General features: G+C 54.7%; 17 protein-coding genes. 3 read left to right on the top strand and 14 right to left on the bottom strand.

The annotated features are described in order from the left end of the window. Window positions 1-58: 58 nt before the first annotated feature. The 6 genes from ltrA to AC13EY_RS16695 all read right to left on the bottom strand — a co-directional run bounded on the left by ltrA (window position 59) and on the right by AC13EY_RS16695 (window position 5523). On the bottom strand, window positions 59-1390 hold the full coding sequence (gene ltrA, locus AC13EY_RS16720; protein ID WP_413468960.1) for a group II intron reverse transcriptase/maturase: 1332 nt from the start codon (window positions 1388-1390) through the stop codon (window positions 59-61). 551 nt (window positions 1391-1941) lie between these two features. Beyond that, entirely contained in the window at window positions 1942-3468 is a 1527-nt protein-coding gene (gene tnpC / locus AC13EY_RS16715; RefSeq protein WP_482876333.1) for an IS66 family transposase, read from the bottom strand. A gap of 50 nt (window positions 3469-3518) precedes the next feature. Then, window positions 3519-3854 carry an IS66 family insertion sequence element accessory protein TnpB gene (tnpB, locus tag AC13EY_RS16710; RefSeq protein ID WP_268874578.1) on the bottom strand — a complete coding sequence of 112 codons (336 nt, stop codon included), beginning with the start codon at window positions 3852-3854 and terminating at the stop codon, window positions 3519-3521. Continuing rightward, a complete protein-coding gene (gene tnpA, locus AC13EY_RS16705) occupies window positions 3851-4186 on the bottom strand; it encodes an IS66-like element accessory protein TnpA (protein ID WP_211276324.1) in 336 nt (111 codons plus the stop codon). Before tnpA ends, tnpB begins: the two co-directional genes overlap by 4 nt. A 361-nt stretch (window positions 4187-4547) precedes the next feature. Further along, complete coding sequence (locus AC13EY_RS16700) at window positions 4548-4967, bottom strand: DUF6957 family protein (protein ID WP_482876331.1); 420 nt, start codon at window positions 4965-4967, stop codon at window positions 4548-4550. A 91-nt stretch (window positions 4968-5058) separates the two neighbouring features. Continuing rightward, window positions 5059-5523 carry a hypothetical protein gene (locus tag AC13EY_RS16695; RefSeq protein WP_482876329.1) on the bottom strand — a complete coding sequence of 155 codons (465 nt, stop codon included), beginning with the start codon at window positions 5521-5523 and terminating at the stop codon, window positions 5059-5061. Window positions 5524-5632: 109 nt separating this feature from the next. Here AC13EY_RS16695 and AC13EY_RS16690 point away from each other — a divergent pair, with 109 nt between their 5' ends. From AC13EY_RS16690 to AC13EY_RS16680, 3 genes are all read left to right on the top strand, one after another. Beyond that, a complete protein-coding gene (locus AC13EY_RS16690; protein ID WP_482876327.1) occupies window positions 5633-5887 on the top strand; it encodes a helix-turn-helix domain-containing protein in 255 nt (84 codons plus the stop codon). Between the two features lie 102 nt (window positions 5888-5989). Further along, window positions 5990-6688: a metallophosphatase domain-containing protein gene (locus tag AC13EY_RS16685; RefSeq protein WP_482876325.1), complete on the top strand. Its 699-nt coding sequence runs from the start codon at window positions 5990-5992 to the stop codon at window positions 6686-6688. 506 nt (window positions 6689-7194) lie between these two features. After that, window positions 7195-8031: an oxidoreductase gene (locus AC13EY_RS16680; RefSeq protein WP_228246831.1), complete on the top strand. Its 837-nt coding sequence runs from the start codon at window positions 7195-7197 to the stop codon at window positions 8029-8031. Between the two features lie 48 nt (window positions 8032-8079). Here the strand turns inward: AC13EY_RS16680 and folE are convergent, their stop codons facing one another. From folE to AC13EY_RS16640, 8 genes are all read right to left on the bottom strand, one after another. Further along, a complete protein-coding gene (gene folE, locus AC13EY_RS16675; protein WP_092287675.1) occupies window positions 8080-8640 on the bottom strand; it encodes a GTP cyclohydrolase I FolE in 561 nt (186 codons plus the stop codon). Between the two features lie 11 nt (window positions 8641-8651). Beyond that, window positions 8652-9377, bottom strand: a complete 726-nt coding sequence (gene folM / locus AC13EY_RS16670; RefSeq protein WP_482876323.1) for a dihydromonapterin reductase — start codon at window positions 9375-9377, stop codon at window positions 8652-8654. A 20-nt stretch (window positions 9378-9397) separates the two neighbouring features. Beyond that, a complete protein-coding gene (locus AC13EY_RS16665; protein ID WP_228247555.1) occupies window positions 9398-10228 on the bottom strand; it encodes a cache domain-containing protein in 831 nt (276 codons plus the stop codon). Between the two features lie 74 nt (window positions 10229-10302). Next, a complete protein-coding gene (locus AC13EY_RS16660) occupies window positions 10303-11427 on the bottom strand; it encodes an acyl-CoA dehydrogenase family protein (RefSeq protein WP_092287672.1) in 1125 nt (374 codons plus the stop codon). A 28-nt stretch (window positions 11428-11455) separates the two neighbouring features. Further along, on the bottom strand, window positions 11456-12256 hold the full coding sequence (locus tag AC13EY_RS16655) for a crotonase/enoyl-CoA hydratase family protein (RefSeq protein ID WP_092287671.1): 801 nt from the start codon (window positions 12254-12256) through the stop codon (window positions 11456-11458). Window positions 12257-12271: 15 nt separating this feature from the next. After that, window positions 12272-13333: an acyl-CoA dehydrogenase family protein gene (locus AC13EY_RS16650; protein WP_228247554.1), complete on the bottom strand. Its 1062-nt coding sequence runs from the start codon at window positions 13331-13333 to the stop codon at window positions 12272-12274. Continuing rightward, complete coding sequence (locus AC13EY_RS16645) at window positions 13333-14484, bottom strand: acyl-CoA dehydrogenase family protein (RefSeq protein WP_482876322.1); 1152 nt, start codon at window positions 14482-14484, stop codon at window positions 13333-13335. The genes AC13EY_RS16650 and AC13EY_RS16645 overlap by 1 nt, the downstream gene beginning before the upstream one ends. Window positions 14485-14587: 103 nt before the next feature. Beyond that, window positions 14588-15895 (bottom strand): amidohydrolase family protein, encoded by a 1308-nt coding sequence (locus tag AC13EY_RS16640; protein ID WP_096006139.1) that lies wholly within the window; start codon window positions 15893-15895, stop codon window positions 14588-14590. Between the last annotated feature and the right edge of the window lie 16 nt (window positions 15896-15911).

Below are 15911 nucleotides of genomic sequence, written 5' to 3'. Positions count from 1 at the left end.
GGTCGCGGTAGGGACGGCAGTTACCTGCCGCCCCCCGCACAGATCCGTACGTGCGGAACTACCGCATACGGCTCCTGCCTCGGGTATGTGACGCGAAGCGATCCTCAGGGTAAGGATGTGCATTTCTAGGTCTAGGTATGTAGAGGTCGGCAAGGCGTCCGTAGCGTGACCATTGAAGCCTATTACGCTGGCTGCGCCGTTTGAGGGCTTGCCGCCATAGACGGCAGACCGCTGAACGAAAGCCACCAAGACGTATTAGGTTTCCCGGCACCGCGTGGTAATTGAAGTAGCCCCTGACCACCCGAGTAAGCCATTGCCCTTGAGCCCCGATGGGCTCATGACGTCGGCGCTTCAGCTCATCCCGAATAGCCAGCAGCGTCGCACGCATTCGCTTCTTGACCGTCAGTCGCAGTATTTGAAAACCACCGCTTCTGTTGGTACTGCAACAGTGCGTGAAGCCTAGGAAGTCAAACGTCTCCGGTTTACCTAACCCCCGCTTCCTACGATTTCTCGCAGCAAAACGACCAAACTCAATCAGCCGTGTCTTCGAGGCGTTGAGGGATAAACCGAACCTGGCCAAGCGCTCCTGCAACTGCACCAGAAACTGCTGAGCCTGCCATTGCGTCCTGAAACCCACCACGCTGTCGTCCGCGTATCGCACAACAATCACATCGCCACGGGCATACCGCTGGCGCCACTGCCTTGCCCACAGATCCAGCACGTAGTGAAGATAGATATTCGCCAACAATGGCGATATCACTGCGCCTTGGGGAGTCCCCTTGGTCGCAGCCACCCTACGGCCATCCTCCATAACACCCGCTTGGAGCCATTTGCAGATAAGCCCGAGCAGGCGTCGGTCTGCAATCCGGTGTCCCAGAAACATGAGCATCCATTCATGGTCGATCTCATCAAAGAACGACGTGATATCCGCATCCAATATCCAGTTCACCTTCTGGCCCTTCAGCGCGACCGTCAACGCATCCAGCGCATCATGCTGGCTGCGTCCCGGCCGAAACCCGTACGAGAATCCCAGAAAGTCCTCTTCATAGATCGCATTCAGAACGGTAACGACTGCCTGCTGTACGATCTTGTCCTCCAGAGAGGCAATGCCCAACGGGCGTTGCCTGCCATCGGCTTTGGGAATGTAGACCCGCCGCGATGGCGTTGCCCGATAGGCTCCACTGTGGAGCCTTGCGTGCAAATCGGTTACCCGCTGGAGAAGACCTTCCTCATATTCTCGCCACGACATGCCGTCCACGCCCACCGCTGCATCGCGGCGCAGGGCATAGAAGCTCTGCGCCAATAACTGCGGTGTGATGTGGTGCAGCAATGCCGTGAACTGCGTACCCTTGCTCCTTCGGGCTGCTTCACGTACACCTTCAAGTCCCATCGACACGCAACTGATCCGGCTCAGTGTCCGGGGCGCGGGGGGCGTGTCGGTGTTTCCCTTGGCTACGTCCCTTTCCTCCACTATCTCCGCCGGGCCAGGCCCTTTGTTCGATGGCTTCTCAGGTACTACGGACGTATCCGACTTCTCAGCGACGTGAACAGCAGGGTTACGGCTTTTGGCCTTTCCTGCTCCGCCCGGTGCTTGCGCACTGGGCGCCGCTGAGATCTCCCAGTTTCTGTGCGGAGGACTTCCCGACGTGCACAGGGTCTCCGACCGCGCGGGATCAGAGCATGACTGGCGTATAACGCCATGCTCCATGTTGCCTTCTGCTTCGCTTAACAGCATCGGCATCCCGAATTCCTGATTACGCGGCTCAATGGCTGGCCCATCGGTTTCCCCTGTCAACGCTTCACCCTGCACCTCACGGTGCAACGTGCATGACTCGGGGTCTGGTTGATTCGCCATTTCTTACCAGTATCGAACTTTCATCGACTATCCTCCGCCAGCTTTAACTGGCGCACTAAGCGTACGGGGAATACACCTTGCGCCGATCAGCCCGGCATCCACTGATGCGGCAGCAGTTGCTCGATCTCGCTAGCCTTCTGCGTCGGCAACCGCGTTAGCACGTCCTTGAGGTAGGCGTACGGATCATGGCCATTCATGCGAGCTGACTGGATCAGGCTCATGATCGCTGCAGCCCGTTTACCGCTGCGCAACGATCCAGCGAACAGCCAGTTTGACCTGCCAAGCGCCCACGGTCTGATCTGGTTCTCGACCGCATTGTTATCGATGGGCACGGCACCATCATCCAGGTAGCGCGTTAGCGCCACCCAGCGTTTGAGACTGTAGTCCAGTGCCTTGGCGATGGCCGAGCCTTCAGGCACCAGCTCGCGCTGGGCCAGCATCCAGGTATGCAAGGTGTCGGCTAGGGGCTTGGCCTTTTCCTGGCGTATTCGCCAGCGATCCTCGTCACTCAGGTCTTTGGCTTGCCGTTCGACTTCATACAGCCCGCCAATCGAGTGCAGCGCTTGTTCGGCCAGCTGGCTTTTGTTGGCGGCATGCAGGTCGAAGAACTTGCGCCGCGCATGCGCCATGCAACCGATTTCGGTGATGCCCTGCTCGAAGCCAGCCTTGTAGCCTGCGAAGTCATCGCAGACCAATTTGCCATTCCAGGTGTCCAGGAAGTTACGCGCATGTTCGCCAGCACGGCTGGGACTGAAGTCATAGACTACCGCCTTCAGTGCTGAGAACGGCGTAGTGCAGTAGGCCCAGACGTAAGCCCTGTGTGTTTTCTTCTCGCCGGGTGCCAGCATCTGCACCGGTGTTTCATCGGCGTGTACAACGTCTTGAGCTAGCACTGCCTCGCGCAATGCATCCACCAAGGGTTGGAGCTGCACGCCGGTTTGGCCTACCCACTGCGCCAACGTCGAACGCGATATGACCAAGCCTGCACGGCCAAAGATCTTTTCCTGGCGATACAGCGGCAAGTGGTCCGCGAACTTGGCCACCATTACATGGGCCAACAAGCCGGCGGTGGGAATGCCCTTGTCGATCACCTGGGCCGGCACAGGCGCCTGGATCAGCGTTTCGCACTGACGACAGGCCCATTTGCCACGCACATGTTGCTCGACGGTGAACACGCCAGGTGGGTAATCCAGCTTCTCGCTCACATCTTCGCCGATGCGCTGAAGTTGGCACCCGCAGGCACACTGTGTGCTCTCCGGTTCATGGCGGATGACCGTACGTGGGAACTGGGATGGCAGCGGAGCGCGCTTGGGCTGTTGGCGCGATGAGGTTGCGGCAGGCTCAGGCCGGAGCGCGTTCAGCTCTGCCTCGATAGCCTCGAGGTCGGTGTTGAGCAAGTCATCCAGCAAGCTGCCTTGCGCCGGACTGATTTGCTCACTGCGCTTAGCGAATTTGTGCCGCTTGAGGATGGCGATCTCGTGAGAGAGTTGCTCGATGACTGTCTTGTCGCGGCGGCTCTCTCGGCCCATGGTGTCGACCTTGGACAGCAACTGCGCAGCGAGGGCGCGCAGTTGTTCGGGCGTCATTTGGTCGAGATTGGGCGAGGAAGTCATGCCGTGGATTTTACCAAAGCACGGTCACTGCAACAGCTGATAAGCGGGGTTCAGAGCACTGTAATTGCGCCGCTGGAACCGATTCGCTGCCATGGCAAACCGAGCACCAAGGCCTGGAGTTGCTCAGCGTCGAGTTCGACCTCCAGACCACGATGCACGCCTGGCCAGTGGAACTTGCCCTGATTCAGTCGCCGTGCGGCAAGCCAGATGCCCACACCATCATGCACTAGCACCTTCATCCGGTTGGCGCGCTTGTTGGCGAACAGGTAGGCGCAGTGCGGCTGCGCCGCGCCGAATACGGCGACTACGCGGGCCAGCGCTGTGTCAGTGCCGGCGCGCATGTCCAGAGGCTCAGTGGCGAGCCAAATGCGTTCAATGCGGATCACTTCAGCAGCTCGCGCAGGAAACGAGCACAACCTTCAGGGTCGTTGCCCGGCCACTGCACCGACAGCTTGCCGACCCGATGAGGAATAACGATCTGGATGGCCATGTCGGCAGCACTCGGGGTAGCAGGTAGGCTCGGGACGAGAGGGATCGGAATAAAACTGGAGGGTACAGCAGGCAGCTGTGCCTGCTGGCGGCGAATCCACTTGTGCACGAGATTGGCGTTAAGGCCATGACTCAAGGCTACGCCGGCAACCGAGGCACCGGGCTGGCTGCACTCCTCGACGACCTGGGCCTTGAAGGATTTGGGATAGGAGCGGCGTAGGCCTGGCACGGGAGTTCCTCCGCAAGGGGCTTGAAATGGTGTCCACCAAAAACAGGTGGACACCATGCCGCTACCAGGCGGAATTGAGGAGGTGTGTTGCCCGGACGGTTACGGTCGACGGCCGCTGCGCCAAACATATCGCGCCGCGTCTTCAACCTGCGCTGACCAGCGACGTGTCTTCACCAACGGCTCGTGCAGGCTGATGCCGATTAAAACCAAAGAAGAGGGTCGCACTGAGGCGACCCTCGATGATGCTGCACACGCCCTGCCTCCTAGAGGTCCACGAGACAGGTCTTGATTCAGCAATTTAGCTTGATTTTACATCTGTAAAATCAAGCTAAATCAAAGGTTCTGACGGCGAAAAATCGCTTTATCCCGTAATCATCGCAACGGTTTGTGGGTGTGCAAGCTTCCGTAGGCCATCTCCCAACAGGACGTAGTTGGTATTCAACGTGCGAAACACGAATTCATCGGTGAACGCATGCAGCGCCGTAGTCCGCACAAAATCACCAACGTCCCAGCGTCGCAACGAGTCGTACACAACCGTGTGGGCAAACAGAATAGCGGGCTGTAGCTGCATAGTAGCCAGATAATCTCGCTGCTCTTCTGGCCCATCCAGGTCTACCCAAATCCAATTACGAACCAGGCAGAAGGGAGTGCCGTTGAAGGTCGCACGGCCATACTCCAGCGCCTCATCATTTTTCATCGCACTCCCAGACATAGGCTCGCCCGGGCCATGCAACAGTGCTTCAATTTTTCTTATTAGATCCACTACCGTATCTCCGCACATCAGATTCTCGTTGCACGGTGCTGACGAACCTCGAAAGAAAGCACTACAGCACCTCTTATCCTGAGCCAAGCCGACTCAAGAGCTGCAAGCACTACTTCACGACTGGGCTGATTTTCATGACTGGGCTTTTTCTTCTTCGCAGTTCGCTACGCAGCAGACGCTTCATCTCCAAAACGCCATCGCTTCCCAGCTCCCGATGTGGCAAATCAGCCTCGGCAACAAGCCTGTCACACCAGACTCCAAGTCCCTCGTATCCCGGATCTGTGCAGCGTTCACAACGATCTTTCAACGCGCTGAACAAATGGTTCAGATACAGCGCCTCGTCCAAATCCGGGTCTTCAAGCACATCCGTCACTTGGTCCAACAACTCACTCGCCGAGTACAGTCGCTTCACAGTCTTATCACGGGGATCAATAGGATTCAGCTCGAATACCTCGGCGATTACCGATATCGCGCACGCCTCCCTGGCACCGCGTTCCGGCTGAATATGCCTCATCTGCGACTCGACGATCTCTTCAACCAACTCTCTCAAACCCACCTCTTCATGCTCAGGCATTGACGCCTCCTATTCGTTACATTTTAATCTGAATATCTGAATACCAGTTATTCATAAAACCGAAAGATAGATATAGAGTGACCGCCTGTCAAGGATCCAGGTGCAACTCATGGGTAGCTCGATTTACAGGAACGAACATCTGGTGCTACTGCGTCTGCTCAGGCAATACCGGACGGAGTCAGGAATGACTCAGGGTGAATTCGCTAACGCGCTAAACCGACCACAATCCTTTGTCAGCGACATGGAACGAGGATCGCGCCGCGTTGACCTGATCCAGCTGAGGGATATTTGCGAAGTGTTTAACATCAGTCTGCTGGACTTTATCAGCCGCTTCGAAGCTGAGCTGGCAGCCATGGAGCAGTAGGCCGTTGCGCACCAAAACAGCACGAAGGCTCGATTGAGCAACGCGCATCGGACCGCCATCAACCTACGTTGATGCACAACCCTTGCGAGGGAGCTTGGCGCTATGACAAGAACATCAGAACAATGCGCCCTCACCTGCGTGTGCATCTCAGACACCCACGGACTCCATCAGTCTCTTCCGTCACTGCCCGACGGTGATGTCCTAATTCACGCCGGAGACTGCCTTGGCTCCGGCAGCCTGAAATCCCTTGAAGCCTTTGCTGAATGGTTTGAAGCACAGCCTCATCGCCACAAGATCTTGGTTGCCGGCAATCACGACTACGCGATCGAAAAGTACCCTGACCTGATCCCAAAACTGCTACCGACCACCTACTACCTTCAAGACAGCGGGATAGAAATCGACGGGGTACAGTTCTGGGGATCACCGTGGACGCCGCGCTTTCACGGCGGCGCATTCATGCTGGATCGGGGGAGCTCGTTGAAGTCACAATGGGCTCTGATTCCGGAAGACACGGATGTGCTCATCACACACGGCCCACCGTACCTGAGCGGAGACCGCGCCATCGACGGAATGCTCACGATCAACGTGGGATGTGAAGACCTGTATTACTGCACCCGAGATCTGCCCTTGCAGGTGCATGTGTTCGGGCACATACATGAGGGCTATGGAATGTACAGGCGAGGGGAGCAAGTGCTTATTAACGCGAGCACCTGTACCGAGCACTATGAGCCAACCAACAAGCCTGTTGTGTTCATCGCCAGGCCTGCCTCTGTTCACTGGCTTAAAGGTAGTAGGTCGTAATCCTTCTCGTGGGTCCATTCTCTCAAGAGTTAAGGCCTCCACGAAACTCGGTGTGATTCACTACCAATTGAACGAGCTAGGTGGTGAGGTAGCGGTGCGTTGCTTTGTGGGCGCATTATCTGGCCTATGGCTATGGTGGGTACGGCATGATTATCCACACCCGGCCACGGAGATGATTCATCACTTCGACGCCCTGATGAACAACGGTACCTGGCCATGATAGAAACGTGCGAGCCATACCCTACAAAGCCGGACCCTTAACATCTTTGATAAAACTAGACTAATATCTTACCCACCGAGTTTTATTATATTTACCAAACACAACATTCACGTCTGACAAAACAACATCCGTAGAACACTACCCCACGAAAAGCCGCCAGCGCCCCCGCTACTACGCTGCGCAAACAGATATTACTCTTTAAGAAAAATAGCTAAAATATTAGACTCGAGCCAGCTTAAACTTATATTTTGCTGAACAACCCACCAATTAAAAGTAGCGAATACTCATGAAAAATAAAACCTGGCTAATTACAGGCGCAGCACGTGGCCTGGGACTATCTATCGCAAAATCTGCTCTCAGCGCAGGCTACAATGTCGTTGCCACAGCGCGGGATACTGACTCGTTGAAATCAAAACTTGGCAATAAAAATCAGCATCTTTTGATTTTGCCGCTGGATGTAACCAACGGCACTCAAATAGCCGCAACCATCGCTGCAGCATGCGACCATTTTGGCGGCATTGATGTCCTGATAAATAATGCTGGGTATGGGTTACTCGGCGCATTTGAGCAAACACAGAAAACCCAGATTGAGCATCAGTTTTCCACCAATGTCTTCGGCGTCTTCGAGATGTGCAGAGCTGTTCTGCCCCTGATGAGAAAAAAACGGTCAGGCCATATTTTCAACATCTCATCGATCGCTGGTGTAAACGCCATGGCCGGCGCTAGCGTCTATAGCGCATCAAAATTTGCAGTCAGCGGGTTTTCGGAAGCGTTGGCACAAGAGGTAGCCGGTTTTGGTATCAAGGTGACCGCTGTTCAGGCCGGCGCCTTCCAAACTGACTTCTTGGACCCAAGCTCGGCGCACTTCGCAGACCAGGGTATAGAAGACTACAGTGCTTTTTCTGAAAAAATTGTCGCTGCCTCCAACGCCAACAATCACCAGCAAAAGGGAGATCCGGACAAGCTTGCTCAAGCATTACTGACTCTAAGCAAAGATGCGGAGGCGCCGCCGCGCTTTCTTGCCGGGTCGGACGCTATCAACATGGCTAACAGCCGCTTGGCTACATTGGGGGCCGAGCTGCAGAGCTGGGAAAATTTGTCCCGCTCTACTGACAACGGCTAAGTAATATAAATTGGCCGCGCTGTTGAAAACAGCCATACGCATTTAACATCAGTGGCGGCCAATCAACTGCAGAAACTCCTGACGCGTATTCCCTGATTCCCTGAAAGCGCCCAACATTACCGAGCTATACATTGTTGAGTTTTGTTTTTCCACGCCTCTCATCATCATACACATATGTTTAGCCTCTATAACTACGGCTACACCTTCTGCATTGGTAACTGTTTGAATCGCTTCCGCTATCTGGCGCGTCAAATTCTCCTGTATCTGCAGGCGACGTGCAAACATATCCACGATCCTAGCAATCTTTGACAACCCAACCACCTTACCTGTTGGTATATAAGCAACATGCGCTTTACCAATAAACGGCAGCATGTGATGTTCACACAAGGAATAAAGTTCTATATCTTTCACGATGACCATTTCATCGTTATCTGACTCAAAAAGGGCATTATTAACAAGTTCATCCAGAGATTGCTCGTAGCCTCTGCACAAGAACTGCATCGCTTTTGCTGCTCGCTCCGGCGTGTTTTTTAATCCGTCCCGCGTGGGGTTTTCATCTAGCTCTTCAATAATGTTAGCGTAATGACGGGTTAGCTTTTCAATATTCATGGGCTACTCTCTTATGCAAATTTCAGCGTTCCGCCGCCATTCAGGTCTAGACAGGTTCCGGTGATGTAAGGGTTGTTCATCACGTATTTTACTGCTTGATAAACGACCTCCGGTCCTGGCTCAAGACCTAGTGCGGAGCGTGCAAGCAACTTCGCCTGCTGCTCTTCACTGTCGCCGTCATTGAACATGATCAGCGCAGGCGCGATGCTGTTGACCTTAATGCTTGGGGCCAGACGCATGGCAAACGAGCGGGTCAGATTTTCCAGTCCTGCCTTGGTCGCCAAGTAGGCAATGTGATCATCCGCTCCGTTGAGCGCATCGTGGTCAGTGATGTGAATGATGTCAGCCACAGTGTCGGCGGAAAAAAGACTCGCACAGGCCATGTTGATCATATATGGAGCCTGCATGTGTACCATGCATAGCCGCTGGAAGGCAGGACCATCGACAAGGTCGTCATCAATCCACGTAGAAGCGTTATGAATGATTGCGCGCAACGAATGCGCCCTTTCTTGTAATACCCGGATGAAGGCATTGATACCCTGCTCTGACGAGAAGTCTGCAAGCATCACCTCAATGCCTTTCAGGGGGTTGACCTTCCACTCAGGCCGGAACCTGCGACAGGTGATTACGACCTGATAACCATCAGCGACCAACCGCTGAGCGCAATGCAAGCCCACTCTCTGCCCTGCGCCGGTGATTAAAACAGTCTCTTTAGGTGTTTCTTCTTTATCAAGCATGCCCAAGGTTTACCCTGCCTTCATCGCGGGTCTTCGTAATAACCAACCAGCACGATGTAATGCCCTACTCTGCGAAACATCGTTATCTTCTGCTCATTCTTCCGGGTAACGGGATTTGGCCACACATAAGACACAGTACCTTGATCAGCTTGCTCTACCGCCTGCAGTATCTGCTTGCCGATAGGGTGCTCATCCGCCGAATGGATTTTCCTAAAATCGCTACGGACCAGACGCAGGTTATAACCATGCGCAACGAAGCGTTCGGTATCTATATCGACAACGAAGGCGTAGAGATCATCTCTCTGGAACTCCGCGTCCAGTCCGTTGATCCGCTCGAAGGTTTCTTCCGGACTGTCCGCGACTGCTGCAGCAACGCGATCAAGAAATAACTTGGCCTCTTCACGGCTAGACCGAGGCAGGTAATAGCCAACCGAAAACACCTTGTCATCCACTCGCTGGAACAGCACTCGTTTGCGCTCTTCACGACCGTCAGCCCAATTCATCCAGCGGTAGTCTGCCGCGTGCATCTCTCCGGTTTCAGGGAGTGACAGGGCTTCTTTCAAAGCCTTGTTAAGATCATCGTTGAGAGCAGCTCCAACATCTCGTCCTATGAGGTTTGCAGAGGGACCTCCGCTGGCCAGCATGACCCCGTCCGTGTTGATCACATAGACATAGAGGTCATCCTGGACAAAGCGTCCCTGACGGCTGAATGCGGCCATGGCTTCGTCGCCGTGCCTTTTGTAGTAGTCGATAGCCTCGTTTAGCAGACGCTTTGCACTAGCCTCTTCCTGAGAGTACTGCTCTTCTGGAATACCTTGGGCAAAGGCGTTTGCTATATAGAAGAACGCCATGAAAATAAATACATTTCGACATGCAAGCCACATAGCCTGGACCCTCTTGTTATTGTTTTACGAGCACCCTTAAGTTAGAGATTTCTGCTAATAATCTCTTTCATGATTTCGGATGTACCACCATAAATCCGCGCTACCCGAGCATCTACCCAGGCCCGACCGATCTTGTACTCGCTCATGAAGCCATAGCCGCCATGAAGCTGCAGTAGCTCATCAAGCAGCTTGCCTTGAAGCTCAGAGCCCATGAGTTTTGCCATTGCAGCAACATCTGGTGCGAGCTCTCCACTCATTACTTTCTGCAAGCAATCGTCAATAAAAACCCGCAGCATGGTAGCCTGCGCCTTGACCTCTGCCAGCTTGAAACGCGTGTTCTGGAACTCGAATACCGGATTACCGAACACCTTTCGCTCACGCGTGTACTCGATTGTCTCTTCGAGCAGCGTAGATACAGACTGGGCAGCACGAAGGCCTATGATGAGCCGTTCCCACGCAAGCTGATGCGTAAGGTACTTGAAGCCCTTATTTTCCTCACCCAGCCGATTCGACGTAGGCACACGGACTTCGTCAAAAAACAGCTCAGCGGTGTCTTGCCCTTTTAAACCAATCTTGTCTAGGAGCTTGCCCTTGGAAAAGCCCGGACGATCTGTCTCAATGCAGATCAGGGTTAGATCCTTGCCCTTTGGATCCAGCTTGGTCGCAGTTACTACTAGGTCTGCGTTACCACCGTTGGTGATAAAGGTCTTTTGGCCGGATACCACATACTCGTCACCGTCCTGGCGCACGGAAGTGCGCATCGAGCGTAGGTCGCTGCCGATGCCTGGCTCACTCATAGCGATAACGCCAATGATCTCACCGGACACCATCTTGGGCAGCCACTTGTGCTTTTGCTCTTCAGTGCCATACGCCACGATATATGGAGCAACGATTTCAGAATGAGTGGTAAAGCCCACAGCGGTTGCATTAACGCGAGCCAGCTCTTCGATCATGACCGCAGAGTGCCCAAAGTCGCCGCCCGCACCGCCGTACTCTTCAGGCACTGTGGAGCACAGTAGCCCCATTTCTCCGGCTTTCAACCAGACTTCCTTGGGTACGATGCCGTTTTTTTCCCATTCATGCAGATTCGGGCTGATCTCCCGCTCAATAAATCGACGGGCCTGCTCTCTAAACATATTGTGGTCTTCACGGAATACGCTACGCATCGTGACGAGTCCTCCCTCAAGTTGACGTTTATCGGTCTTTGTATTCGGGCGTACGCTTGTCAACAAAGGCCGCCACGGCCTCCTGATGATCTTCAGTATGGTGAGCCAGCGACTGATAGGCGGCCGACAACTCAAGCAAGGAGTCCAGGCGCATATGCTGGCCTTCACGCAGAAGCCGCTTGCACAACCGCAAAGCGTGACCCGGGTTCGCGGCGATACGCTCTGCCAAAGCCACCGCTTGCGTCTCAAGCTCTTGCGGATCACACAGTTGCTCTACTAGCCCCCACTCGAGTGCTTTCTCCGCGTCAATCGTGTCACCAGTAAAAGCCATCAGGCTGGCTTTGGGGATGCCAATTATGCGCGGCAGCAGCCAGGCGCCACCGTCACCGGGCACGATTCCCAGCTTGACAAAGCTCTCGGCAAAAACGGCTTTGGTACTAGCGATGCGGATATCACACATGCACGCCAAATCAAGCCCAGCGCCAATCGCAGCTCCGTTAACGGCCGCGATAATAGGGATATCCAGGTCGTAGAGCGCTGTTGGAATACGCTGAATACCATCGCGGTAGGTGTTTCTCAGTTCGTATGGAGAGCCGGCAAAAATGCCGTCGCGCGCTTGCATATCCTTGATGTTTCCGCCGGCGCAAAATGATTTGCCGTTACCGGTAAGTACAATGACCTTAACGCTAGCGTCTGCGCGCATCTGCGCGCACAGGTCAACGAACTCCTGCATTTGCGACGGCTCGGATAACGCGTTGCGCGTATCCGGACGATCCATACGGACGATGACTACGCCGCCGCGACGCTCCAGCTGCAAAAAATTACCCATGGGTGCGGCTCCTTATTATTGTGTAGTGGAAAGATCTTGTAATTCGGGGTTGGTAAGCATTGGCCAGAAGTCTGCTGAACCAGCAGCGCACACATGCTCGCCTAGTGCCTTGCTCCAGAATGTGCTTGAGCCAAACTCGCTACGCCAACTCCAGAGCCGTCGGGTTAACGTGTGCAGAGCGTACTCCTGCGTAAAGCCAATGGCGCCGTGCACTGAGTGGCCGATAGCGGCAGCTTGGCTGGCTGCCTCCGAGGCAGAAACTTTTGCCGCTGCCACACTGAACATAGGCAGGCGTTGATCAGCACCCGCAAAGGCGGCTTCTGCAGCGACGTTGGCCGCTGCAGCCTGCTCAGCCAGGACCGCCAACTGTTGCTGGATTGCCTGAAAGGCTGCGATTGGTTTGCCAAATTGTTTGCGCTCACCTGCATAGCTGGCTGTCATCTCCAATAACGCGTTTATGGCACCAGCTATTTGCGCAGAACGCGCCATGGCTCCTGCCGCCAGCAATACGTCGTCAGCCAGATGGGTCGGCAATACGGCGGACATTACGACGGCGGCGGCGCTGAAGCTGAGGTCATCACGAGCCTCACCTGCGATGTTGGTGCCCTGCCTAACCCGTTCAGCCGTGGCGACATCCAGCAGTACCAGATGGGTTTGTCCTGCATTGTCGCCGGCTAGTGCCACTACCGAATCCGCAAATCGCCCCCAAGGCACTTGAGCCAGTTCTCCCGAAACGCGGCCTTCGCCAATGGTCAAACTTGTTTCGCTCGCGAAGCTCAGAATATCGCTGCGTGCGCCGAGCCCAGCCTGCTCCAGTAACCAGTTGCCGATGATCATCTCAGCCAATGGCACTGGAGCGGCAAATCGGCCTAGTGCTCGAATGATCACATACAGATCCGCCCAACTCGCGTCTGCACCTCCAGCTACTTCCGGAGCTCCTGCCAAAGGAAATCCGTTATCCTCCAATGCTCGCCACAGGGCAGCCGGCCACTCTCCAGACTCGGCTTCGTGAACCAGGTCGGGCGTGCACAAATCAGACAGCAGTCGCTCAATAGTCGATTCAAAAAGTTCGCGCATTATCGAAGCCCCAGTCCACGTGCAATAATCCCGCGGAGAATCTCTCGAGTTCCCCCGCGCAAAGAGAAAGAAGGTGCCATTTGCGTAAGGTATGCCAGCACTTTCGCGTGTGCTGAACCCCCAACAACCTGCGGCTGCTCATCAACCACACCCTGCAGTATCTCGGGCAACTCCTGCTCAAGTACATTGCCTAGGTCCTTGACACACGAAGCCGCCCAAGCAGGGTTTTTGCCCTCACTCAACTGTCGAGTAACCCCCAGCGACATGTTTCTAAGTGTTAAGAGACGAGCTGTAATCTTGCCTATTTCACGTGCTTGCAGCGCATCAGGCTGGCGCCCGATAGCATCGATGGCGGTGTGCATTACCGCGATACTGCTAAGAAATCGCTCAGGGCCACTCCGCTCGAAAGCTAGCTCTGCTGTCACCTGCTCCCATCCCCGACCCTCTTCGCCAATCAGGGCATCCTCCTCAAGCTGGGCGTTGTCAAAAAACACCTCATTGAAGTGTTCGCCACCAGCCAAGTCCGCGATCGGTCTGATAGAGATGCCAGGGGTACGCAGATCGACAATGAACTGTGACATACCCCCATGACGTCCAGAGGTTTCCTTATCGCCGGTACGCACCAGAGCGATCATGTAATGCGAGTGTTGAGCATTGGTGGTCCATACTTTCTGCCCATTCAAAACCCAGCCACCAGCATTACGCACGGCGGTGGTACGGATGGAGGCTAAGTCAGAGCCGGAGTTAGGCTCACTCATGCCAATACAGAAGTAGCTCTCGCCACGGCAAATAGGGGGCAGATACTTTTTACGCTGAGCTTCGGTGCCAAAGCGTAAAATAAGTGGCGCACTTTGCCGGTCTGCAATCCAGTGTGCAGACACTGGAGCCCCGGCAGCCAACAGCTCTTCGATAATGACATAGCGGGAAAAGGGAGATGCTTCTGCGCCACCGTACTGCTTTGGCAGTGCCATTCCCAACCAACCCTTTTCCCCTAGCAGACGGCTGAACTCTGCGTCAAAGCCCATCCAAGAGTAGGCACGCTTTTCCTCTGGGTAGTCGTGCAACACGTCTGACAGAAAAGCACGCACTTGCGCACGCAATTGCTCCGCGTCGGCAGGAATAGCGCTGTAGCTAAACTCTGAAATACTCATTTCCGAGGCATCCTGAATAATTCAAAAATCGACAAAAGTCATTTTGTTCAGTGGCACTCAAATGCTCCCTATTTAAGGGAGCACTGTGCATTGCCTGAGCAAATCAGATTGCGGTCTTTGCGTCCGCGCTCTCGAACATGGCGTTGATATCGCCAGAGGTCACGGGCTTACCGTCTTTGCGAGTGACATCTGCCCCACCAAGACCCAGAGCCGGCTCGGTACTCACATGCGCCGCCTTGGCGCGCAACGCTGCAACGGTGCAATCCTCGCGCTTCATGATAGAAAAGGGATCGTAGGAGAACTGACGCATAGCGTTGAGGTGCGTGACCTTGTCGATCTGCTCCTTGGTCAGATGCTTCAGACCTTCCCAAGTAGTTTCGGGAGAGTGTGGCCAGGTGCAATCTGAGTGCGGGTAATCGCTTTCCCAGGTAACCATGTCTTCGTTCATGAAGTGCAGATTCTGCAGGCCAAAGTTATCTTCAATGAAGCAGGTGACGAAGTGCTTGAAGAAGATATCGCTCGGCATTTTTCCGCCGAAGTCCGCGTTGGTCCAGGCGTTATGGTGACGATGGGTAAAGTTCGCACGCTCCAACAAGTATGGAACCCAGCCAATGCTACCTTCCGAGAGAGCCATACGCAGATTCGGATACTTCTTCCACATCGGCGCCCAAATCCAGTCCGCAGCCGCATTGGCAATGGAGATCGGCATAGTGGTGATCCAGGCGTCGATAGGGGATAAGTCAGAGGCGTGCTCCGCTTTACCGCCAGAACCAATGTGACAGCAGATCACGACGTTGTTGTCAGAACAGGCTTTCCACAGCGGATCCCAGTAATCATCGTGGATTGAAGGATACCCAAGACGCGCTGGGTTATCAGAGAAAGACAACGCATGTACACCTTGGGCTGACAAGCGCTTTACTTCAGCCACAGCTGCGGGCATGTCCCAAAAAGGCACCAGCATCAGCGGGATGAAACGACCAGGCGCGGCGTTGCACCAGTCGTATAGGTGCCAGTCGTTATAAGCGCGGATAGCAGCCAGAGCGATCTCGCGATTGGAGTGGGCCTGAAAGCGCTGGCCAGCAAAACCAGGAAAGGTCGGGAAGCACAGCGAACCGAGTACGCCATTGGCGTTCATATCATCTACGCGAGCCGCCACATCCCAAGTTCCGCGGCGCATTTGGTCATAGCCCAACGGCTCCATGCCGTACTCTTCCTTGGGCCGGCCTACGACCGAATTAAGCCCCATATAACCAGTAGCTTCATCTTCGAAAATCCATACATCCCGATCGCCGCGCTTTTCAACATGGGGCTCGCGGCCCTTGAACTTCTCCGGCATATGATGCTTGAACGCATCCGGCGGCTCGATCGCGTGGTCGTCAACACTAACGAGAATGAGGTCGTCCAGATTCATTATGTTCCCCTTCGCT

The organism is Halopseudomonas sp. L-58 (assembly GCF_056859475.1).
This window is presented reverse-complemented; position numbering and strand designations above follow the sequence as displayed.

Coding starts and splice junctions, on each gene's coding strand:
- ltrA (WP_413468960.1), bottom strand. CDS start 1,390: ATGGGACTTGAAGGTGTACGTGAAGCAGCCCGAAGGAGCAAGGGTACG.
- tnpC (WP_482876333.1), bottom strand. CDS start 3,468: ATGACTTCCTCGCCCAATCTCGACCAAATGACGCCCGAACAACTGCGC.
- AC13EY_RS16700 (WP_482876331.1), bottom strand. CDS start 4,967: ATGTGCGGAGATACGGTAGTGGATCTAATAAGAAAAATTGAAGCACTG.
- AC13EY_RS16695 (WP_482876329.1), bottom strand. CDS start 5,523: ATGCCTGAGCATGAAGAGGTGGGTTTGAGAGAGTTGGTTGAAGAGATC.
- AC13EY_RS16690 (WP_482876327.1), top strand. CDS start 5,633: ATGGGTAGCTCGATTTACAGGAACGAACATCTGGTGCTACTGCGTCTG.
- AC13EY_RS16685 (WP_482876325.1), top strand. CDS start 5,990: ATGACAAGAACATCAGAACAATGCGCCCTCACCTGCGTGTGCATCTCA.
- AC13EY_RS16680 (WP_228246831.1), top strand. CDS start 7,195: ATGAAAAATAAAACCTGGCTAATTACAGGCGCAGCACGTGGCCTGGGA.
- folE (WP_092287675.1), bottom strand. CDS start 8,640: ATGAATATTGAAAAGCTAACCCGTCATTACGCTAACATTATTGAAGAG.
- folM (WP_482876323.1), bottom strand. CDS start 9,377: ATGCTTGATAAAGAAGAAACACCTAAAGAGACTGTTTTAATCACCGGC.
- AC13EY_RS16665 (WP_228247555.1), bottom strand. CDS start 10,228: ATGGCGTTCTTCTATATAGCAAACGCCTTTGCCCAAGGTATTCCAGAA.
- AC13EY_RS16660 (WP_092287672.1), bottom strand. CDS start 11,427: ATGCGTAGCGTATTCCGTGAAGACCACAATATGTTTAGAGAGCAGGCC.
- AC13EY_RS16655 (WP_092287671.1), bottom strand. CDS start 12,256: ATGGGTAATTTTTTGCAGCTGGAGCGTCGCGGCGGCGTAGTCATCGTC.
- AC13EY_RS16650 (WP_228247554.1), bottom strand. CDS start 13,333: ATGCGCGAACTTTTTGAATCGACTATTGAGCGACTGCTGTCTGATTTG.
- AC13EY_RS16645 (WP_482876322.1), bottom strand. CDS start 14,484: ATGAGTATTTCAGAGTTTAGCTACAGCGCTATTCCTGCCGACGCGGAG.
- AC13EY_RS16640 (WP_096006139.1), bottom strand. CDS start 15,895: ATGAATCTGGACGACCTCATTCTCGTTAGTGTTGACGACCACGCGATC.